At 73.3% G+C, this 21410-nt stretch carries 14 protein-coding genes and 3 pseudogenes; 11 read left to right on the forward strand and 6 right to left on the reverse strand.

Translation table 11 applies throughout. The annotated features are described in order from the left end of the window. Positions 1–2 precede the first annotated feature (2 nt). On the forward strand, positions 3–1172 hold the full coding sequence (locus ACH4S8_RS14955) for a YihY/virulence factor BrkB family protein (protein ID WP_398393786.1): 1170 nt from the start codon (positions 3–5) through the stop codon (positions 1170–1172). 56 nt (positions 1173–1228) lie between these two features. On the opposite strand, the gene ACH4S8_RS14960 is transcribed toward ACH4S8_RS14955, so the two are convergent. Beyond that, positions 1229–2062: an NmrA family NAD(P)-binding protein gene (locus ACH4S8_RS14960; RefSeq protein ID WP_398393788.1), complete on the reverse strand. Its 834-nt coding sequence runs from the start codon at positions 2060–2062 to the stop codon at positions 1229–1231. A gap of 114 nt (positions 2063–2176) precedes the next feature. Here ACH4S8_RS14960 and ACH4S8_RS14965 point away from each other — a divergent pair, with 114 nt between their 5' ends. Further along, positions 2177–3148: an AraC family transcriptional regulator gene (locus ACH4S8_RS14965; protein ID WP_398393790.1), complete on the forward strand. Its 972-nt coding sequence runs from the start codon at positions 2177–2179 to the stop codon at positions 3146–3148. Positions 3149–3601: 453 nt separating this feature from the next. Here the strand turns inward: ACH4S8_RS14965 and ACH4S8_RS14970 are convergent. Next, positions 3602–4762, reverse strand: a pseudogene (locus ACH4S8_RS14970) (RNA-guided endonuclease InsQ/TnpB family protein); the annotation flags it as partial. A 187-nt stretch (positions 4763–4949) separates the two neighbouring features. Here ACH4S8_RS14970 and ACH4S8_RS14975 point away from each other — a divergent pair. After that, positions 4950–5443: pseudogene (locus ACH4S8_RS14975) on the forward strand (helix-turn-helix domain-containing protein); the annotation flags it as partial. 9 nt (positions 5444–5452) lie between these two features. On the opposite strand, the gene ACH4S8_RS14980 reads toward ACH4S8_RS14975, so the two are convergent. Then, the gene (locus ACH4S8_RS14980) at positions 5453–5878 is read right to left on the reverse strand and encodes a VOC family protein (protein WP_398393792.1); all 426 of its coding nucleotides are present in this window, start codon (positions 5876–5878) and stop codon (positions 5453–5455) included. 115 nt (positions 5879–5993) lie between these two features. Here ACH4S8_RS14980 and ACH4S8_RS14985 point away from each other — a divergent pair, with 115 nt between their 5' ends. Continuing rightward, a complete protein-coding gene (locus ACH4S8_RS14985) occupies positions 5994–6683 on the forward strand; it encodes a ThuA domain-containing protein (RefSeq protein WP_398393794.1) in 690 nt (229 codons plus the stop codon). 153 nt (positions 6684–6836) lie between these two features. Then, positions 6837–8408 (forward strand): annotated as a pseudogene (locus tag ACH4S8_RS14990) (carboxylesterase/lipase family protein); the annotation flags it as partial. 474 nt (positions 8409–8882) lie between these two features. On the opposite strand, the gene mmuM reads toward ACH4S8_RS14990, so the two are convergent. After that, positions 8883–9809: a homocysteine S-methyltransferase gene (gene mmuM, locus ACH4S8_RS14995; RefSeq protein WP_398393796.1), complete on the reverse strand. Its 927-nt coding sequence runs from the start codon at positions 9807–9809 to the stop codon at positions 8883–8885. A 402-nt stretch (positions 9810–10211) separates the two neighbouring features. Here mmuM and ACH4S8_RS15000 point away from each other — a divergent pair, with 402 nt between their 5' ends. The 4 genes from ACH4S8_RS15000 to ACH4S8_RS15015 all read left to right on the forward strand — a co-directional run bounded on the left by ACH4S8_RS15000 (position 10212) and on the right by ACH4S8_RS15015 (position 15087). Further along, complete coding sequence (locus ACH4S8_RS15000; RefSeq protein WP_398393798.1) at positions 10212–10814, forward strand: nitroreductase family protein; 603 nt, start codon at positions 10212–10214, stop codon at positions 10812–10814. 180 nt (positions 10815–10994) lie between these two features. Beyond that, positions 10995–12452 carry an RICIN domain-containing protein gene (locus ACH4S8_RS15005; RefSeq protein ID WP_398394113.1) on the forward strand — a complete coding sequence of 486 codons (1458 nt, stop codon included), beginning with the start codon at positions 10995–10997 and terminating at the stop codon, positions 12450–12452. A gap of 98 nt (positions 12453–12550) precedes the next feature. Beyond that, complete coding sequence (locus ACH4S8_RS15010; protein WP_398393800.1) at positions 12551–14338, forward strand: DUF2264 domain-containing protein; 1788 nt, start codon at positions 12551–12553, stop codon at positions 14336–14338. Then, positions 14335–15087 carry a rhomboid family intramembrane serine protease gene (locus ACH4S8_RS15015; RefSeq protein ID WP_398393802.1) on the forward strand — a complete coding sequence of 251 codons (753 nt, stop codon included), beginning with the start codon at positions 14335–14337 and terminating at the stop codon, positions 15085–15087. The genes ACH4S8_RS15010 and ACH4S8_RS15015 overlap by 4 nt, the downstream gene beginning before the upstream one ends. A 121-nt stretch (positions 15088–15208) precedes the next feature. On the opposite strand, the gene ACH4S8_RS15020 is transcribed toward ACH4S8_RS15015, so the two are convergent. After that, the gene (locus ACH4S8_RS15020) at positions 15209–15808 is read right to left on the reverse strand and encodes a TetR/AcrR family transcriptional regulator (RefSeq protein WP_398393804.1); all 600 of its coding nucleotides are present in this window, start codon (positions 15806–15808) and stop codon (positions 15209–15211) included. Positions 15809–16054: 246 nt separating this feature from the next. Between ACH4S8_RS15020 and ACH4S8_RS15025 the strand changes: the two genes are divergently transcribed. Both ACH4S8_RS15025 and ACH4S8_RS15030 read left to right on the forward strand, forming a co-directional pair. Continuing rightward, positions 16055–17764 (forward strand): PHP domain-containing protein, encoded by a 1710-nt coding sequence (locus tag ACH4S8_RS15025; protein WP_398393807.1) that lies wholly within the window; start codon positions 16055–16057, stop codon positions 17762–17764. Beyond that, complete coding sequence (locus ACH4S8_RS15030) at positions 17761–18459, forward strand: hypothetical protein (RefSeq protein ID WP_398393809.1); 699 nt, start codon at positions 17761–17763, stop codon at positions 18457–18459. The genes ACH4S8_RS15025 and ACH4S8_RS15030 overlap by 4 nt, the downstream gene beginning before the upstream one ends. A gap of 54 nt (positions 18460–18513) precedes the next feature. Here the strand turns inward: ACH4S8_RS15030 and ACH4S8_RS15035 are convergent, their stop codons facing one another. Next, complete coding sequence (locus ACH4S8_RS15035) at positions 18514–21405, reverse strand: glycoside hydrolase family 2 TIM barrel-domain containing protein (protein ID WP_398393811.1); 2892 nt, start codon at positions 21403–21405, stop codon at positions 18514–18516. Positions 21406–21410 lie beyond the last annotated feature (5 nt).

Below are 21410 nucleotides of genomic sequence, written 5' to 3' on the forward strand. Positions count from 1 at the left end.
ACGTGCACCAGGCAAAAGAAACAAGTGAACGGCCGCGCCCGGGCCGCTTTCACCGCGCTCGCGCGCTCTACCGGAACGTCTCCAAGCGCAGGACCGCCTGGCTGCTGATCAAGGACACCGTCAACTCGTGCATGGAGTACCGGATCCTGGGGCTGGCGGCCGAGGCCGCCTTCTTCACGCTCTTGTCCGTGCCGCCGCTGCTGCTGAGCATGATCGGGCTGCTCGGCTACGTGGACGCCTGGACCGGCGCCGACACCATCGCCAGCCTGGAATCGAACATCCTGAACGCGTCCCGCACGGTGCTCACCGAGAAGGGCGTCCACCAGATCGCCGAGCCGATCCTGCACGACGTGATGAAGGGCGGGCGGCCCGACATCATCTCCCTCGGCTTCCTGTTCGCCCTGTGGTCGGGCTCGCGCGCGGTGAACGTCTTCGTCGACACCATCACCGTGATGTACGGCCTCGACGGCACCCGGGGCATCGTGAAGACCCGGATGATGTCCTTCCTGCTGTTCATCGTCGCCCTGCTGATCGGCTCCGTCGCGCTCCCGCTGATGGTGGCGGGCCCGGACGCCGTGGTGAGCGTCGTGCCGTGGTCGACGACCCTCGTACAGATCCTGTACTGGCCGGTCGTCATCGTCCTGTCGGTCGTCTTCCTGACGACCCTCTACCACGTGTCCGTCCCCGTCCGTTCCCCCTGGGTCGAGGACGTGCCGGGCGCCCTGGTCGCCCTCGCCATGTGGGTGCTCGGCAGCTTCCTGCTCCGCATCTACCTGACGAACACCATCGAGGGGCCCACCATCTACGGCTCGCTCGCCGCGCCCGTGGCCGTCCTGCTGTGGATCGGTGTCGCCGCCTTCGCCGTCCTGGTCGGCGCGGCCGTCAACGCCGCCATCGACCGGGTCTGGCCGGCCGCCGCCACCGCCGCGGCCCGTGCCGCCAACGAACGGCTGCGCGAGGTCCAGGCCGCCGAGTACGTGGCCCGCGTCGCCGCGCACCGCTCGTACGACGCCGATCCCGACGACCCCGACATGCCCTCCGAGTTCCCCGAACGCTGGTCGCGCTTCCTGCCCCCGGAGGACGTCACGTCCCGCCTGCGCACCCACGCCAAGAACACCCACCACACCCACCGCGCCCCGAAGAACGGCGAGGAGCACCCGCCGGGGAAGTGATCCGGGGCGGGTCCGGCCCGTCCGGAGCGGGTCCGGACGGGCCGGCCGGTCCCTCGTCAGGCCTTCCACACCCCGGCCGCCGCGGCCTCCCGCGCGAAGTCCGCGAAGTCCCGCGGCGCACGGCCGAGGATGTTCCGGACGCCGTCCGAGAGGTGGGCGTTACGGCCGTCGAGGAGGCTCTCGAAGAGGTCGACGAGGAATCCGGCCTCCTCGGCCGGCATCCCGAATCCGGCCAGCGCGTCGCCGTACTCCCGCGCCGTCACCGGTGTGTACGCCAGCTCCTCGCCGGTGGCCCGCGAGATCTCCGCGACCGCCTCCCGGAAGGTCAGCAGCCGGGGCCCCGTGATCGCGAGCTCCCGGCCGGTGTACTTCTCGCCCCCGGTCAACGCGGCCACGACGACGTCCGCGATGTCACGGACGTCGATGAACGGCTCCCGCACCTCACCCGCAGGGAAGACCAGCTCCCCGTGGCGCAGCCCCTCGACCAGCGGGCCCTCGCTGAAGTTCTGCGAGAACCACGACGCTCGTACGATCGTCCAGTCCGCGCTGGACGTCCTGAGCGCCTCCTCGGTCGGTCCGGCCTGGTCCTCGCCCCTCGACGACAGGAGCACCAGCCGCCGCGCGCCGAGCTCCACCGCCTCCCGGGCCAGGGCCCCGACCGCCTTCGTGGCGGCCGGTGAGCCGACGTCCGTGGGATGGACCAGATAGGCCGCGTCGGCGCCGCGCAGCGCCCCGGCCCATGTCGTGGGGTCCTCCCAGTCGAAGCCCGTGGCGCGCGAGGCGGCCCGGACCGTCAGGCCCGCCGCCCGCGCGGCCCGCGCGACCCGGCTCCCGGTCCGCCCCGTGGCTCCTGTCACCAGCACTGTCATGTCCCGCGTGTTCTCTGCCATGCGCCCCAGTCAACTGCCGCCCCCGGCGCGGAACCATCGGCGAACGGCTCATTCCCATAAGCGGTCGTCCACGGTCGTCCACGGTCGTCCACGGTTGCCGTCTACGCTGGCCGCATGGACGCTCCGTCACGTTCGGACACGCTCATGCGGGGGGACCCGCTCGCGAGCCTGCTGGAGGGTCCGCGCGCGCGGGGCGCCTTCATGATCCGCGCGTGCTTCGATCCGCCGTGGTGCGTACGCGTCGAGGACCGCGCCCCCCTGTCGATCATGCTGGTGGTCCGCGGCGACGCCTGGGTCGTACCGGACGAGGGCGAGGGACTGCGGCTGCGGGCCGGTGACCTCGCCATCGCGCGCGGCCCCGACCCGTACCGCTGCGCCGACGAACCCGGTACCCCGCCCCAGGCCGTGATCCTGCCGGGCGGCGAGTGTTCCTACCCGGACGGACGCTCGCTGAAGGGACATTGGGACCTCGGCGTCCGGAGCTGGGGCGACCGGCTCGACGGCTCCACGGTGCTGCTGATCGGGACGTACATGATGCGGGGCGAGGTCAATCGCCGGCTGCTCGACGCCCTGCCGCCGCTGCTCGTGCTCCCCTCCGACGTGTGGGAGTGCCCGCTGACCCCGATCCTCGCCGCGGAGATGGTGCGCGACGAGCCCGGCCAGGAGGTCGTCCTCGACCGGCTCCTCGACCTGCTGACGATCACCGCCCTGCGGGCCTGGTTCTCCCGTCCCGAGGCCGCCGCGCCCGCCTGGTACCAGGCCCTCGCGGACCCGGTCGTGGGCCGCGCGCTCCGGCTCCTCCAGGACGACCCGGCCCGGCCCTGGACGGTTGCCGCGCTCGCCGCCGAGACCGGCGTCTCGCGCGCCGCGCTGGCCAGACGCTTCGGTGAACTCGTCGGGGAACCCCCGATGACGTACCTGACCGGCTGGCGTCTCGCCTCCGCCGCCGACCGGCTCCGCGAGAGCGACGACACCCTGGAGACGATCGCCCGCCACGTCGGCTACGGCAGCGCCTTCGCGCTCTCCAGCGCCTTCAAGCGGGTCTACGGCGTCAGCCCGCAGGAGCACCGGGCCCGCCCGGCGTAGCGTGGCCGGCATGTACGGGGAACGGGTGTCCCGGCTGCCGGGCGCGGTGCTCTGGAGCCGTGTCCTGACCGGCCCCGCGACCGGCCCCGTGGCGGGGGCCGCGCATCCGGGGGAGCGGGCGTCCGCGTGGGGCGCGGAGGCGTCGAGGGACGGGTTCGTCCGTGGGCGGAGGCCCGGGCCGGGAGGCCTCCGGCACCGCTCGACACGCTTCCGGGGCTGCCCGGGCCCGTCCCACGACCGCCCGGGACGCTTCCGGGGCTGCCCGGGACGCCGTGCTTCCCGACGGCTGCATGGATCTGCTTTGACATCCTCCCCCTCTTGAAAGAGGGGGATTCCAGCCCATACGGGCTGGGGTTCACGGGTGTTCGAGCGGCTGGTGGCCGTTGTCACCCCTCCGGCACCGGCTGTTCGCCGGGGGTGGGGGATCCCGCCCTGTCCTGCCGCGACGTTGACTGCTGCGTTGGTGTCGGCGTTGCAGGTGAAGCCGCAGGAGGAGCAGACGAACTCGGCTTGGCTCTTGCGCGAGTTCTTGTCGATCCAGCCACAGTTGCTGCAGCGCAGACTGGTGTAGGGGGCGGGGACGTCCTCGGTGCGGCCGGGGGCCTTGTGTCCGGTGCGTTGCCGGAGCAGGCCCCAGCCCTGGGCGAGGATCGCCCGGTTCAGCCCGGCCTTCTGGGCGACCTTCCTGCCGGGTTCCGTCGCGGTGCCCCTGGCCGAGCGGGTCATGTTCTTGATGTCCAGCTTCTCGAACCGCACCAGGTCGTAGCCGCGGGCGAGCATCGTGCTGGTCTTCTCGCACCAGTCCCTGCGCCGGTCCGCCTCACGGGCCTTGATACGAGCCACCTTCGCGTACTCGGCGCCCTTGCGCTCACTGCCCTTGGGCGCGCGAGCGGCACGGCGCTGATGCTTGCGGATCCGGGCGCGTTCCCTGACGGTGAGCTGCGGGCAGTTCAGCTTCCGCCCGTCGGAGAGCGCGGCGGTGATGGCCACGCCCCGGTCGATGCCGATGACCTCACCCGTGCCGGGCCCCTCGACGGGGGCGGGAACGACGGCGAACGCGATGTGCCACCGGCCGTTACGCAGGGTGACACGGAACGTCTTGGCCCTGGGCAGTTCGGGCCGGGTGAGCCGGAACCGGACCCAGCCGCAGCCGGGCACCTTCACCCGCGCCCACCTGCGGTTGAGCCTCTGCACCACGACCGAGCGGCCCATGACCTGCTTTCCGGTCTTCGCGTTCAGCTTCGGCGAGCCGTTCTCGTTCACCTCCGGGACGCGCTCCGTGCCGATGACGCGAAAGCCCTCGTGCACGTGCTTCCTGCGCCAGGTCGGCTCACCGAAACCAGAGGTGAAACGGGCGTTCTTGGCTTTGGCGAAGTCCTTCAGCGCCTGCTGCTGCACATCGGCGTTGCCCGCGGCCAGCCATGCGTTGTCGCGCCGGGCCTCGGTGAGCTGACGGCATTGCTCGGCAAAACCGGGCGCCGCCCTACGCCACCTGCGCCAGTGCGCGTGCTGCTCGACGGCCAGGTTCCAGACGTACCGGGCGTGCGCGCAGTGACCGAGCATGACGCCCGCCTGCTCACCCGTCGGATACATCCGAAACCGCGCCATGACCATGAACCTGGACCGCACGTTCCCCGACCACCCACACCATCGACCGACACCACCCGTGCGAGTGGCCACCCCGGCCACCGACCCGACCGATCACCGGCCACCAGCCACCGTCAAGCGACCACCGTCGACTCCGAGCTGCCGTACCCGCTCGAGGCCGGCCTCACCACCGTCTCGCCCGAGACGCCTGCCCGGCGGCTGGGCGAGCGTCCGCTTCTACCCCGGCACCACACCCGTCTACTTGGGCGTACCCGCCAGCGAACTCCGGCACTGGCGCGTGGAGTTGGCCAATCTATGGCTCGCCGCCTCACCGCGCGGATCGACGGGGCCGCCGACCCCGTGGAGGCGCTCGAAGAGGTCGCGCTGCTCCGGGCGGCTGGGGCCGTGCCCCCCGATCCGCTCCTCGGGGAAGTGGTGGCCACCCTGGACGCGGGACGCCCGGTCGCCGAGACGGCCGACCGGCTCGGCCTGGGAGCGAGACAGCTCCATCGCCGCTCGCTCGCCGCCTTCGGGTACGGACCCAAGACCCTGGCCCGGATCCTGCAGCGAGCGCTCGCCCTCGCCCGTGACGGCGTGCCCTTCACGGAGACGGCGCTGCGCGCCGGGTTCGCCGACCAGGCTCATCTGGCGCGCGACGTGAGGGAGTTGGCGGGAGCGACACTCGGTGAGCTGGTCGGTCACCGGTGACGGGCCCGGCTACCTCGCGGGGGCGGGTTCTTCCTCCGGTTCTTCCTCCAGCGGGGCGAACAGGTCGACGCCGTTGCCGTCCGGGTCGTGCACGACGGCGTACCGCATGCCCCAGAACGCGTCCCACGGCTTGAGCTCGCCGTGGTGGCCCGCGCCGACGAGGTCCTCGTACACGGAGTCGACCTCGGCGGGGTCCTCGCAGCGGAAGGCGAGCGCCACCCGGCCGCCGCCGCTCGGCGGCCGCCACCCGGTGTGGAACGACCGGATGGTCTCCTCCGTGTCCAGCGCGAGACGCAGCCCGCCGGGCAGCCCGGCCTCGACGTGCGGCTCGTTCTCGGCGCCCTCCGGGAAGACGAGCCCGAGGCGGCGGTAGAAGGCGAGGGAGGCGGCCATGTCGGAGACGGCCAGCCCGATCACATCGAATTGTGGAGTCATACGGCCACCGTAGGCAGGTTCCCGGAGGCCGGTCTTGAAGGAAACGGACAGCGCCCCGGGGAGCGCCCTCAGGGCCGGGCGGACGGGAACGGTCAGGCAGGCCTAGGCTCCGGGCATGGTCTTCCGCGTTCTCGTGTACACCCGTACGACCGGGTACCGGCACGACTCCATTCCGGCCGCCGTCGGTGCCGTGCGCGCCCTCGGCCGCGCCCACGGCTTCGAGGTGGACGCCACCGAGGACCCCGCGGTCCTCGAGGCCCCCCTCGACCCGTACGCGGCCGTCGTCTTCCTGTCGACGAGCGGCGAGGTGCTGACGCCGCCGGGCCGCGAGCGGCTCGCGGCCTACGTCGAGGGCGGCGGCGGCTTCGCCGGGGTGCACGCCGCCGCCTGCACCGAGTACGACTGGCCCCACTACGGCGACCTGCTCGGCGCCCGCTTCGAGCGGCACCCGGACCTCCAGCCGGGCCGGGTCCTCGTCGAGGACCACGGACATCCCGCGACCCGGCTCCTGCCGCCGGTCTGGGAGTTCACGGACGAGTGGTACGACTTCCGCTCCAACCCGCGCGACGCGGACCGCGTGCGCGTGCTCGCCCGCGCCGACGAGACCTCCTACGAGGGCGGGGGCATGGGCGTTGACCACCCCTTGGTGTGGTGCCGGGAACAGGGTGCGGGCCGGGTCTTCTACACCGCGCTCGGCCATGCCGCGCAGGCCTACGAGGACCCGGACTTCCGCCGGCATCTGCTCGGCGGCATCCTCTGGGCGGCGCGGGAGCCCGCCGCGGCCGTTCCGGACCCGGGGGCCTGACCGGCGCCGGACCCCGGCAGGGGACCGCTCGGGCCCCGCGAGCCGCCCGCGGGGTCCGGGGCACCGGCCGGAAAGGAGATTTCGGCAGGAATACCGCGACGCGATGTGGTGCTCTGATCTCTACAGCGCGCGACGGTGAGGAGCTGGTCCCGGATGGCGGTGGACACGGTGGATCCGGTGGCGGAGACGAGGGACCCGGTGGTCCCCACCCCCTACGGAGCGGTGCGCGGCCGGTACGAGAACGGGATCGCGGTCTTCCGGGGCGTCCCGTACGCCGCCCCGCCCTTCGGCGCCCGCCGGTTCCGTCCGCCCGTGCCCCCCGAGCCCTGGGACGGGGTCCGGGACGCCGGCGCGTTCGGGCCGACGCCGCCGAAGCCCCCGTACTCCGAGGCCTTCGCCCGGCTCCTCGCCGACCCCGTCGTGCCGGGCGACGACTGCCTCAATCTCAACGTGTGGACCCCGGCGCCGGACCCCGCCGCCCGCCTCCCCGTCATGGTGTGGATCCACGGCGGAGCCCTGACCCGCGGTTCCTCGGCCGTTCCCGTGTACGACGGGCGCGCCTTCGCCCGTGACGGCGTGGTCTTCGTGTCCTTCAACTACCGCCTGGGCGTGGAGGGCTACGGCCTGTTCCCGGACGCGCCCGCCAACCCCGGGCTGCGCGACCAGCTCGCCGCGCTGGAGTGGGTGCGGGAGTCCGTCGCCCGGTTCGGCGGAGACCCCGGACGGGTGACCGTCTTCGGCGAGTCCGCCGGAGCCATCAGCATCGGCGCGCTGCTCGCGAGCCCGCGCGCCCGGGGCCTGTTCCGGCGGGCGGTCCTGCAGAGCGGGCCGCCCGAGGCGAGCGACCGCGACAAGGTGCGCCGGATGGTGCGCCGGATGGCCACCCGGCTGAAGATCCCCGCGACGGCGGAGGCGTTCGCCGCCGTGGACCGCGACCTGCTGCTGCGCACCCAGGCCGAGGTGGGCAGGCTCAGCAGCCCGGTCCTCGGCGGTCCCGCCTTCGGCATCGTCGTCGACGGCGACCTCGTGCCGCGCGAGCCGCTGGAGGCCCTGGTCGAGGGCGCCGCGGCGGACGTCGGCCTGCTGCTCGGCTGGACCCGTGACGAGTACCGGCTGTGGCTCGTGCCGGGCGGGCTCCTGGAGCGCGTCGACCGGCTCGGCCCGGTCGCCCTGGCCGGCGCGATGGCCCGCTGCCACTGCGGCCACGAGGTGCCCCGCGGCTACCGCGGCCTCCGCCCGGAAGCGGGCACCGCCGATCTCGTCGGCCAGATGATCACGGACCATCTCCTGCGGGTACCGCTGCACCGTCTCGCCGACGCGCGCAGCGGCAGGCCCACCGCCTCCCTCGACGCGGACGTCCCCGGCGAGGACCGGGCCCCGGCGCACGTCTACGAGTTCGCCTGGCCGTCGGGCGTGCCCGGTCTCGGCGCGTGTCACGCCCTGGAACTGGGCTTCGTCTTCGACACGGCGGGCGCCCCGGAGGCGGCGAAACTCGCGGGCGAGGGTGCCCCGCAGGAGCTGGCGGACGCCATGCACGGGGCCTGGGTGCGGTTCGCGGTCGACGGCGACCCGGGGTGGGCCGCCTGGGACGACTCGCACCCGGTCCGGGTCTTCGGCGCCGGCGACCCGCACACCGCGTACGGGCCGCGCGACCCCGAACTCGCCCTGTGGGAAGCCGAATCGGCCAGAGCCGCGGCCAGGCCCGCGACCGGTCCCACTCGCAGGCACATCGGCAGGTCCGCGGTCGGCGCCGTCGCGACGCCGACGCCCGCAGCGGCCGGACAGCCCCCCGCCGGGGCGGACGCCGATCCCGCCGCCCGCCCTGCCGACCGGCCCGCCGCCAAGACGGCCGACCGGCCCGCCGCCAAGACGGCCGACCAGCCCGCCGCCAAGACGGCCGACCGGCCCGCGGCGAAGACGGCCGACCAGCTCGTGGACGGCCCGTCCCGGACGGTGAAGGGGACGTCGGGGCTGCCGGGACCCCCTTCGCCGGAGGGTGCGGCGGAAGGCGTGCCCGCGTCCACCCCTCCCGTCGTCGACGTCCCCGTGCGGATCTCGACGCCGCTGTCGGCCGTACGACGCTTCCGCCGCCCGGGCGGCACGGGCCGACGCTGAGCCCGGTTCCGGTCGCGGCACGCAGAGGTGTCCGCCTCCGGCCGGGGGGACGCCGGGTGCCTACGGGCCGGGGTGCGGGCGGGGTCAGGCCGCTCGCAGGGCCGACGCGACCCCCGTGATCGCCTCCGGACCCACCCGGCAGCAGCCGCCGATCAGGCGGGCCCCGGCCCGCTCCCACCCGACGACCTGTTCGGCGGAGAAGGTCGAGCCGCCGGTCCAGGCGCGGGCCGCCGCGTCCCACGCCTCGCCGCTGTTCGGGTAGACCACGACCGGCTTTCCGGTCACGCGCGAGGCCGTGGCGACCGCCGCGTCGACGTCCTCGGGAGCGCAGCAGTTGACCCCGACCGCGATCACCTCGTCCGCCTCGGCGGCCAGGGCGAAGGCCTCCTCCAGCGGCTGTCCGGCCCGCGTACGGTCACCGGCCACGCTGTACGACAGCCACGCCGGTACGCCGAGCCCGCGGACTCCCCGGAGCAGCGCCCGCGCCTCGTCCGTGTCCGGGACCGTCTCCAGGGCCAGCACGTCGGGTGCGGCGGCGGCCAGCACCTCCAGGCGCGGCACATGGAACCGCTCCAGTTCCGCGACGCTCAGCCCGTACCGCCCCCGGTACTCGGAGCCGTCCGCGAGCATCGCCCCGTACGGGCCCACCGACGCGGCGACCCACAGCGGCCGCGCGGCGCCCTTCGCGTGCGCGCGCCGAGCCGCCTCGCGCGCCGACCCGACGCTCAGGACGAGCAGTTCGGCGACCCGTTCGCGCGGGATGCCGCGTCGGGCGAAACCGTCGAACGTCGCCTGGTAGCTGGAGGTGATCGCGACGTCCGCGCCCGCCTCGTAGTAGGCGAGATGGGCCTCGACGATCGCCTCGGGCCGGTCCGCGAGCAGCCGCGCGGACCACAGCGCGTCGCTCAGGTCGTGTCCGGCCGCTTCGAGCTGGTTGGACATTCCTCCGTCGAGCACGACCGTGCCGGAGGACAGTGCGGCGGCGAGGGTGAGGGCGTTGTCGCTGGCCATGCCCCTGACGCTAGCCGAAACGGGGCGCCGAGCCCCGCCCCGTCCAAGCACTGGGCGATCGTCCCGCCGAGTGAGACACACGGCCGGGCGACGGGATCCGCGGCCGGTTCGTCGATCATCCGCCTGCCGCCTGCCGCCTGCCGCCTGCCGCCTGCCGCCTGCCGCCTGCCGCCTGCCGCCTGCCGCCTGCCGCCTGCCGCCTGCCGCCTGCCGCTCCGGGGCGTCGGCTACCGCCCGCAGGGCGCCGAGCCCCGCCCGCCGACCGCCCCTGCACCACGACCGCCCCTGCATCCCGCCCGCCGACCGCCCCCCGGCACCCCGCCCGCGGTCCACCGCTGCGCGAGGCTTGATCCGGACGGCTTCCGGTCGCCGCCGGCCCGGGCCCTGGCAGGATCGGGCGTCATGGAATTCTCCGAGGTGGTCCGTCGCCGTCGCATGATCCGGCACTACTCCGACAAACCGCTGGCCCCCGACGCCGTGGAGAGAATCCTCGCCTCCGCGCTGCGGGCCCCGTCGGCCGGCTTCTCCCAGGGGTGGGCGTTCCTGGCGCTCACCGACCCCGCCGACCGCGCCCGCTTCTGGCCGTTCGTCCCCACCCGTACCGAGCAGACGCCGACGATGCAGGACGCCCCGCTGGTCGTCGTGCCGCTCGCTCACAAGGCGGCCTATCTGGAGCGGTACGCCGAACCGGACAAGGGCTGGGAGGACCGTGCAGAGACCCGCTGGCCCGCCCCGTACTGGTTCATCGACACGGGGATGGCCGCCCTCATGATGCTGCTCAGCGCGGTCGACGAGGGGCTCGACGCCTGCTTCTTCGGGATCATGCCGGAGCATCTGGAGCCCTTTCGCGCCGAGTTCGGGGTGCCCGGGGAGTACGCGCCGATCGGGGGCATCACGGTCGGCTACCGGTCGGACGACGTTCCCCCGCAGGGCGCCCGTGTCGCGGAACGCCGGCGCGGGGTGGACGAGGTCGTCCACCGGGGACACTGGGGCCTGCGCGGCTGACCCGAGCACTGTCCGCGCGAGCCGAGTGCGGCCGGCGCGTCTCTCTTTCCCCCGTGCGGGACTCGCGGCCCGTCCGTCCCGTTGACCTCTTCGTAGTACGCGCTTACTTTTTCGGGCGGCAACGTTCGCAAGCGCAGAGTGTGTTCGGCATACCGGACGGACGGTCACCGCATGAGCCGCATGAGCCGCACCATCCTCCTTCCGCGCGTCACCCCCGCTGAGCGGCAGCCGTCGAGACGGGTGTACGCCCTTCTCGTCGCGTTCTGCCTGGCCGTCGCCGGGGGACTCCTGGCCGCCGTGCCCGCCCGGGCGGTGGCCCAGACCATCACCAACGGCACCCGGTTCACCGCCACTTCGGGCGCCCCCGTGCACGCGCACGGCGGCGGGGTCGTCAAAGTGGGCAGCTACTACTACTGGTTCGGTGAGAACCGCAACGCCGACAACACCTTCCTGTACGTCGACGCCTACCGTTCCACCGACCTGAAGACCTGGGAGTTCCGCAACCACGTCCTGACCCGGTCCAGCGCCGCCGAGCTGGGCACGGCCTACATCGAGCGGCCCAAGGTCATGTACAACGCGTCCACCGGCAAGTTCGTCATGTGGATGCACAAGGAGAACGGCGTCGACTACAGCGAGGCGCGGGCCGCCGTCGCCGTCTCGGACACCGTGGACGGCGTCTACACCTACCAGGGCAGTTTCCAGCCGCTCGGCCAGTACATGTCCCGTGACATCACGACGTTCGTCGACACCGACGGAACCGGCTACATGGTCTCCGCCGCCCGCGAGAACTACGACCTCCAGATCTACCGGCTCACCGCCGACTACACCGGCATCGCGGCGCTGGTCGCCGACCCCTGGCACGGCGGACACCGCGAGGCGCCCGCCCTGTTCAAGCGCGGCGGCGTCTACTTCATGCTGACCTCGGCGGCCACCGGCTGGAGTCCCAACCAGCAGCAGTACGCCACCGCCACCTCGCTCGCCGGCCCCTGGACCGCGATGACGAACGTCGGTGACTCCACGGCGTACGGCTCGCAGACCGCGTACGTCCTTCCCGTGCAAGGGACTTCGGGCACCTCCTACCTCTACATGGGCGACCGCTGGGGCAATTCGTTCGGTGGCACGGTCGACGACTCCCGGTACGTCTGGCTGCCGCTCGCCTTCCCGACGAGCACCACCATGTCCCTGTCCTGGTCCCCGGAGATCGGCGTCGACACGGCCGCCGGGACGATCGGCGGGACGAGCGCCGCCTACGAAACCCTGACGGCCCGTCACTCGGGCAAGTGCGCGGACGTCCCCGACCAGTCGCTGTGGCAGGGAACCGCGCTCTCCCAGTACACCTGCAACGGCGGAACGAACCAGAAGTTCTGGTTCAAGCCCCTCGGCGGCTACTACGAACTGATGGGCCGGGGCAGCTCCCTGTGCCTGACCGAGAGCGCCACCGGCGTCACCCAGGAGGACTGCTCCGGCGCCGTCACCCAGCAGTGGTCGGTGACGGCCTCGGGCGGCTATGCGCTCCTCACGGCCCGCGCGTCCGGCGAGTGCCTGGACGTGTCCGGCGCCTCCACCGCCAACTCCACCCCGCTCATCACCTACACCTGCAACGGAGGCACCAACCAGCAGTGGACACGCCAGACCTGACATCGAATCAGTACACAGGTGAGGAATCGGCCTCCGGCCGTCCACGGACGCCCGGCGTGCCGAGACGCCCGTCCGCAGCACGGACAGGAAGCCGCCGGATGCCTGTCGAACCCGCCGAGGACCGCTCTCTCAGCCCGTACACCGGCCGCACCCGCGCCCATTGGGAGGCGGCCGCCGATTCCCTGCTCGCCGCCGTCGCCCCCTACGCCACCGACGACCAGGCCCTCTACCATTTTCCCGGGGACCGCACGAGCAGCGCCGGCCGGCTCTCCGACGGCCTGGAGGGCTACGCCCGGACGCTGCTGCTGGCCGGCTTCCGCCGGGACGAGAAGGTCCTGGAGCGGTACGCGCGGGGGCTGGCCGCCGGAACGGCCGGTGCCTGGCCCCGGGTCGAGGACCGCAGTCAGCCCCTCGTCGAGGCCGCGTCGATCGCGCTCGCGCTGCGGCTCACCCGGCCGCTGCTGTGGGACCGGCTGGACGACGGGGTGCGGCAGCGGGCCGCCGAGTGGCTCGGCGACGCGCTGACGGCCGAACCCTGGCCCTGCAATTGGGAGTTGTTCCCGGTGACGGTCGGCGGGTTCCTCCAGGAGGTCGGCTGGGAGCCCGAGGCGTCGCGTGCCGCGATCGACCGCGGCCTGGAGCGCATCGAGCAGTGGTACCTCGGCGACGGCTGGTACACCGACGGCCACGGGCGCAAGTTCGACTACTACAACGGCTGGGCGATGCACCTCTATCCGGTGCTGCACGCGTGGCTGGCGGACGACGCCCGGCTCCTCGACCTGTACGCCGGCCGGCTGGAGGCTCATCTCGGCGACTACGCCCGCCTGTTCGGCGGGGACGGCGCGCCGATGCTCCAGGGCCGATCGCTCACCTACCGCTTCGCGGCCACCGCCCCGCTGTGGCTCGGCGCGCTCACCGGCCGGACCCCCTTGTCCCCGGGGGAGACCCGCCGTCTCGCCTCGGGCGCCCTGCGTTACTTCCTCGACCGGGGCGCGGTGGACGGCAACGGGCTGCTCGGCCTCGGCTGGCACGGCCCCGACGAGGCGTTCCTGCAGCACTATTCCGGCCCCGCCTCGCCGTACTGGGCGAGCAAGGCCTTCGTCGCGCTCCTGCTGCCCGCGGAGCACGAGGTCTGGACGGCCGCGGAGGAACCCGGCCCGGCGGAACGCGCCGACGCCGTCACCCCGGTCGGTCCGCCCAACTGGCTCATCCAGTCGACCTGTTCGGACGGTCTGGTCCGCCTCCACAACCACGGCAGCGAGGACGTCCGCTACGACCCGTACTACACGCGGCTCGCCTACTCGACGGTGACGGCGCCCTCACCGTCGTACGACAACAGCGTGGTCGTCGGCGGTGACGCGAGCCGTACGGGGATCGTCCCGCTGGGTGTCGGGGAGGGCTGGGCGGCGTCCCGGCACACGGTCTCGGAGGGCGTCGAGGTGACCTCCCTGGTGGTGGCGCGGGGCGCCGTGGAGGTGCGGGCCCATCTGGTGTCGGGTGCGGATCCCGGGACACCGGTACGGGTCACGGGCTGGGCCGCGAGCGACGGGACGCGCTCCGAACTCCTGCCCGTGCACGGTCTGTCGGCAACGGGGGAGGGCGTCACGGGGGACGGCGCCTCCCTGTTCGCCGTCCTCGCCCGGCTCACCGCCGACCGGGACCCGCTCCCGCTGACGGACCTGGTGTCCGTACGGGTGGCGACGCCCGAGGGCGCGGCGGCGGGAGTCTACGACGTGACGGTGACCTGGACCGCGGGAGGGACGACGGGCTTCCGCTTCGACGGTCACGGCGGGATCGCCCCCTGGCCGGGGACGGCTTCACCGGCATTCCCTACAGTTCGGGGTGGGGCGGAAACGGATCCGCCGGGGCAGGGGGGTGTGTCATGAGTGGTTCGGGCGACGGCCGGGGCGGAGCGGGCGGCAGAGCGGGCAGCGGACCCGTCGACGCGGAGCGGATGATCGCGGAGGCGCGGAAGGCGTTCTTCGTGATGTTCGGATTCCTGGCGATCGTCTGGCTGGTGCAACTGGCCAACTTCGCCGACGGCTACGCCTTCTCGCGGGACTACGGAGTGGTGTCCGGTGATGTCACCACGCTGCCCGACGTCCTCAGCGCGCCCTTCCTGCACTGGAGCTGGGCCCACATCGAGAGCAACTCCGGGCCGCTGTTCGTCTTCGGCTTCCTCGCCGCCTACCGGGGCGTGACCCGGTTCCTCGCGCTGAGCCTGCTGGTGGCCATGACCAGCGGGCTCGTGGTGTGGTTCTTCGAACGGGGCGATGTGGAGACGGTGGGCGCGAGCGGCCTGATCTTCGGCTACTTCGGCTATGTCGTGGTCCGGGGCATCTTCGACCGGCACCTGATCGACACCCTGATCGGTGTCGTCATGGCGGCGTCCTTCGCCTACATGCTCACCGTCGCCGTGCCCGGGACGCCGGGGGTGAGCTGGCTCGGCCACCTCGGCGGCCTGATCGGCGGCCTGGCCGGCGCCTGGCTCTTCCGCGACCGTCACCCCCGCCCGCTCCCGCCCGCCCGTCCCACCGCCGGCCCGGGAGCCCCCGCCCTCCCCGCCCCGGCCACGGACACCACCAACCCCCGCGCGGACCTGCACAAGGAACTGGGCGACCTGGGGCTGCTCTGAGCGACACTGCCGAGCACCGGATCCCTCCCGCTACCCGCACTCCGCGGATCCGCCGCACTCCGCAGATCCGCCGGTTCCCTCGGACCCGCCGGCCCCGCGGGTACACCGTGACGGGCGCGGGTCAGCCCTGGTGACCGTCCCCGGCGCGCGGCCAGTTCTCCAGGGCCACGTGCAGCGCGTCCAGCGCGTGCCGCCAGGACGTCTCCACGGCGCGCGGGGCGCCGAACCCGCCGATGGCCTCCAGGGCGCAGTAGCCGTGGAAGGTGCTGCGCAGCAGGCGGACGGCGTCGGTCAGGTCGGGCTCGGACAGCCCGTAGGCGCGGAGCATGCCGTAGGTGACCTCGGCGGTGACCTCGGCCGTACGGCGGTACTCCGCCCGCTCCGCGACCAGGGCCGGGTCGGGCTGCGTGTGGGTGGCCCGGTAGCGGCCGGGCCGCTCCAGCGCGTACGCCCGGTAGGCGTCGGCGAAGGCGACGAGCGCGTCCTTTCCGGCCCGTCCGGCCACGGCGGTGGCGATCCTGTCGATCATCTCGCCGGACGCGAGCAGCGCGATGCGCTCGCGCAGCTCCCGGACGTTGCGCACGTGCGCGTACATGCTCGCGTCCTTCACCCCGAACCGCCGGGCCAGCGCGGCCACGGTGACGTTCTCGAAGCCGATCTCGTCCGCGAGATCGGCCGCCGCCAGCACGACCCGCTCGGTCGTGAGCCCGGCACGAGCCATGAGGACCACCTTTTCGCCAGGGTCCCCTTCCTGGGGAACCCAGGCGGAAGCCTAGTCCCCCTGGCCGCCGACTCCGCCGAATCCATGACGCAACGGACACCCCGAACGGCAACAGGCTTATGAACAAGGCCAGTTGACCGATTCAGGTCGCCCCGCGAACACGAGGGGGCCGCCCGCCGTTCACGCTCCGCCCCGAATCTCCTCATGACGCGCCCGCAGGGGCGGGGCTGGACTCAGGAGGCGGTCATGGGGCACACGCACGGACACGAGCACGGGCATCACCATCACCACCGGCACGGCCACGAGGGCACGGACACCACGCTGCCCGCCGCCTTCGACACCTCGGTGCCCGACGAGGCCCTCACCCCCGAGCAGCAGTCGCGCCGCTCGCTGCTGCGCCGTGCGGGACTGCTCGGCGCGGGCCTCGCCGCCGCCGGCGTGCTCGCGGAGGGGGCCGCCGCCCCCGCGTACGCCTCCACGGGCGGCCGGAGAAAGAACGGCTTCCTGTGGCTCGCCGGAGACCACCACATCCACACCCAGTACAGCAGCGACGGCAAGTACCGCGTCCGCGACCAGGTCCGCCAGGGTGCCGCGCACGGCCTGGACTGGATGGTCATCACCGACCACGGCAGCGAGACCCACGCCAAGATCGGTGTGGACAAGGTCAACCCGGACATCCAGGAGGCCCGGGACATCCACGAGGACACCCTCGTCTTCCAGGGCCTCGAATGGAACATCCCGGCCGCCGAGCACGGCACCGTCTTCGTCCACCCGGGCCGCAACGAGGTCGCCGTCCTCAAGCAGTTCGAGACGGACTACGACGGCAGCGTCAAGGGTGCCGGCGACTCGACGCCCGCCAACGAGGCGCTCGCCGTCGCGGGCCTCAACTTCCTCGCCGAGCAGGTCCAGCGGCGCCGCGTCAAGGACATCCTGATGCTGGCCAACCACCCCGCCCGCAAGGGCCTCGACTCCCCGCACGAGATCCGCGCCTGGCGCGACGCGACCCCCGCGTCCCACCAGATCGCCGTCGGCTTCGAGGGCGCCCCCGGCCACCAGGCGGGCGGCATCGAGAAGACGTACGGCATGGGCGTCGCGCGCGGTCTGTACGACAACAGCCCGAGCGCCAACTCCTTCGCCGGCTACCCGCTGGAGAGCTACCGCACCTGGGGCGGCTTCGACTGGATGACCGCCACCGTCGGCGGCCTGTGGGACAGCCTCCTCGCCGAGGGCAAGCCCTGGTGGATCACCGCCAACTCCGACTCCCACCAGGTCTACACGGACACCGCGGTGCGCGGCGGACCGGACAGCGACTTCACCCTCAACGGCCGGCACACCGACCCGGTCTACGGCGGAAAGATCGACACCACCCAGGGCGACTACTGGCCCGGCCAGTACAGCCGTACGCACGTCGGCTCCGACGGATTCTCCTACGCGGCCGTGATGGACGGCATCCGCGCCGGCCGCGTGTGGGTCGACCACGGGCAGCTCGTCAGCGGTCTCGACGCGCGGGTCTCGGGCGGCGGACGCTGGGCCACCCTCGGCGGCGCGCTGCACGTACGCAAGGGCACCAGGGTCACGCTGACCGTGGACCTCGGACTGGCCGGCGGCCCCAACTGGGCGGGCTTCGTACCGAAGTTGGCGCGCGTCGACGTCATCCAGGGCGATGTGACGGGCGCGGCCTCCGACCGGGACACGTTCACCGCCCCCACCGCACGGGTCGCCAGGTCCTACGAGGTGAACAAGTCGTCCGGCACGGTCCGCCTCACCTACGACCTCGGTGCCGTCGACCGCCCGGTGTACGTCCGGCTGCGCGGCACCGACGGCAACCGCTCCGCCGTCGGCCTCAGGGGCGCGTCGGTCGACCCGGCGGGTCCGGCCGTGGACGTCCTCGGCGACGCCGACCCGTGGAAGGACCTGTGGTTCTACTCCAACCCGGTGTGGGTCCTCCCGTCGTGAGCGAGCTCTACGTCGTCGGCGTCGACACCGGTCACACGGGTGCCCTGCGGGAGGCCGACCATCTGCTGCGCTCGCTCGCCGCGGAACTCGGCCTGCCCGCGGACGCGCTGGGCTGCACGCACCACGTCCGGGACGGGCGGCGGCCGCACACGGCGCTGTCCTTCGCCCTGCCGTCGGAGCGGGCGGCCCGTGCGGCCTGGCAGCGGCTCACGGAGCACGCCTCCGGCACGTCCGGCACCGGCACCGGCATCGACCCCGGTGCCGGTGCCGGTGCCGGTGCCGGTGAGGACGGGGCGGAGGGCGAGGGCGACGGAGCGGGCGCCGGGCCCGGTGTCCTCCTGGGCGTCGCCCTCGGCGACGACCGGCACGGGCCCGGCGAACTCGCGGCCGGAGCCGCCCGCGCCGCCGCCGAACACGGGGCGCGCGCGGGTGGCCGTGCCGTCCTGTACCCGGGGGCCGCCGCCGTCACCGGTGTCCTCACCGTCGCCCGGCTGCTGCAGGTCTCGGCGGTGGACCGGGTCGCCGTTCTCGGCTCGCCCGAGGCGGCGCCCCCGGAGGCGGAACTGGTCACCCGCGGCCATGTGCGCCCGGAGTGGCGCGAGGGCCGTCTCGTCCTCACGGCGATGCCGGCCGCCGGCGGCACCCTGGTGCCCTTCGAGGTGCCGGACCCGACGCCCTGCTGCGCCGATCACTGACGGTGCGGCCGGACGGCTGGGGAGAGCCGTCCGGCCGCACCCGGGACGCGGGCCTCAGTCCGGGATCTCGGAGAACACGAACGAGAACTCGGCCGTAGCGGCCCGCAGTTGATACCGGGGCAGGGCACCGGGACCGCACGACTGCGAACCGATGCCCTGCTGGCCGTGATCGAGGTTGACCCAGACCGTGTCACCGGGGCGCAGATCCGCCCGGTGCTCCGCCGCGTCCAGCTGCTCGGTCGTCCAGCGGCGCGCGGTGAACCAGAAGGCGGGGTCGCCCTCGATCCGCAGTCCGCCGATCTCGGCCCGGCGGACGCCGGGCCGGGCGCCGTTCTCCTGCGGGCGCACGTACGGCGTCTGCATCGCGTCGACCGTCGACTCCCAACGCCCGTTCACACAGGCCGACCTGGTGTCCGGATATCCCTCTCCGGGGCCACCGCCGAGCCAGCTCACCCGGTCCGCGGAGCCCGCGAGGCCGAGCCGGACGCCGAGCCGGGGCAACGGCAGCGTCCACCGGCCCTCCGGCACCACGGACACGGTCAGCCGCAGCCGGGTGCCGTCGGAGGACCAGCGGTACACCGTGCCGAGGCCCAGGTCCCGGGCCGCGGGCGCCACCCGGGTGCGTACGGTCAGGAAGCCGTCGCCCGTCTCCACCGCGTCCAGGCGGTGCTGCATCCGGTGCAGGCCCAGCGCCCGCCAGAGCGGACCGTGCCGGGCGTCCGGCTGCCAGTGCGCGCCGTTGTCGTTGTCGGTCGGGGCGCGCCACACGTCCAGGCGCGGACCGGTGACCTCGACCCCGCCGACGGCCAGCAGCGCACCGGTACGGGCGTCGAAGGTGCCCGGACCGAGGGTGACGACCCGCTCGCCGAGGACCGGAGCCGCGGACGGTGCGAAGGGGGGCGGCACGGGCTCCCCCACGAGGAGCTGGGTCCAGGCGACGACGTGGCCGCGCGGTCCCCAGGCCGTCTCCTCGGCCAGCACCGCCCGGACCGTCCACTGTGCCCCGGCATCCTGCGGATCCACGGGCGGTGCGGGCAGTTCGACCTCGGCCGACGCGCCCGGCGCCAGCGCGGGCACCGCGAGCGGTCCCGACTCGACGCTCTCGCCGTCCACTTGGTACGACCACGCGAAGGCCAGGTGGGAAAGGTCCGCGAAGTCGTACCCGTTGGTGACGCGCACGGTGCCGTCCGGGCCCGAGCCGTCGATGCGGACGGGCTCGATCACCTTCTTGTACTCGACGAGCCCGGGGGACGGGGTCCGGTCCGGGAAGAGAAGCCCGTCGCAGACGAAGTTCCCGTCGTGCAGCTCCTCCCCGAAGTCCCCTCCGTACGCGAACCCGTGGCGCTCGTCCTCGATGCCGTGGTCGATCCACTCCCAGACGAAGCCGCCCTGGAGACGGTCGTAGGAGGTGAACAGCCGCTGGTAGTCGGCGATGCCGCCGGGGCCGTTGCCCATGGCGTGCCCGTACTCGCACAGGATGAAGGGCAGTCGACGCCGTTTCGGTCCTCCGCCGTCCTGGCGCCGGCCGATCCGTTCGACCTCGGCGTGATCGGCGTACATGCGGGAATAGACGTCCGTGTCACGGCAGTCGTGGTCGCCCTCGTAGTGGAGCAGCCGTGAGCCGTCGCGGGCACGGATCCACTCGGCCATCGCGGTGAGGCCGCGCCCGGTGCCGGCCTCGTTGCCGAGGGACCACAGGACGACCGAGGGATGGTTCTTGTCGCGTTCGACCATGCGCGCGGCCCGGTCGAGCAGGGCGGGCGTCCAGCGGTCGTCGTCGACGGGGTTGTCGCGCCAGGCCTGTTCGGTGAAGCCGTGGGTCTCCAGATCGCACTCGTCGACGACCCACAGGCCGTAGGTGTCGCACAGGTCGAGGAAGGCCGGGTGCGGCGGGTAGTGCGAGGTGCGCACGGCGTTGATGTTGTGCCGCTTCATCAGCAGCACGTCCGCGAGCATGGTCTCAGGGTCGAGGGCGCGGCCCTTCTGCGGATGCCATTCGTGCCGGTTGACGCCCTTGAAGAGGACGGGCCTGCCGTTCACCTCGATCAGACCGTCGTGGAGTTCGACCGTGCGGAAGCCGATGCGCAGGGGGACGCGCTCGCCCTCGGTGACCAGTTCGCCGTCGTAGAGCCGGGGTGTCTCGGCCGTCCAGGGCAGCACCGGGACGGTGACCGGCGTCCCGGTCCCGACCTCGATGTCCAGCGCGGGCACGAGGACCCGCCCGTCGACGTCGGAGTCGACGCGCAGGGTCCCCAGGCCCTGCCGGTGGTCGTACGCGGCGTGCACGAAGAAGTCGAGCGCGCCGCCCGGCGGCCGGTGCAGCAGGGTGACGTCGCGGAAGATGCCCGGCAGCCACCACTGGTCCTGGTCCTCCAGGTAGGAGCCCGCCGACCACTGGTGCACCCGGACCGCGAGCACGTTGCCGCCGGGCCTGAGCAGATGGCCCACGGCGAACTCGTGCGGCAGCCGGGAGCCCTTGAAATCACCGAGGTCCGTGCCGTTGAGCCAGACCCGGGCACAGGACTCGACCCCGTCGAAGCGCAGGACCGTACCGCCGTCCGCGGGCCAGTCGGGCGGCAGGTCGAAGCGGCGCAGATGGTCGCCGGTCGGGTTCTCGGTCGGCACGCGCGGGGGGTCGACCGGGAACGGGTAGAGGTGGTTCGTGTAGGCCGGCGATCCATGACCCTGCAGCACCCAGTGGCCGGGGACCTGGACCTCGGCCCAGCCGCCGGGCTCGTATCCCTCGGCCGCGAAGGAGTCGTCCTCGGCGTCGGCGGTGGGCGAGAGCCGGAAGTCCCAGCGGCCGTTCAGGGACAGGGACCGGGCGTCCGAGGACGCGTACCAGGCACGGGGCGGGAGGGCGCCGCTGCCGGGGGAGACGTCCTCGACATGGCCGGTGGCGGACGGGGGAGAGGCCGGTGGTCCGGGAGAGGTGCGGAAAGACATGCGTC

Source organism: Streptomyces sp. NPDC021080, from assembly GCF_044333225.1.
Classification (GTDB): Bacteria; Actinomycetota; Actinomycetes; order Streptomycetales; family Streptomycetaceae; genus Streptomyces.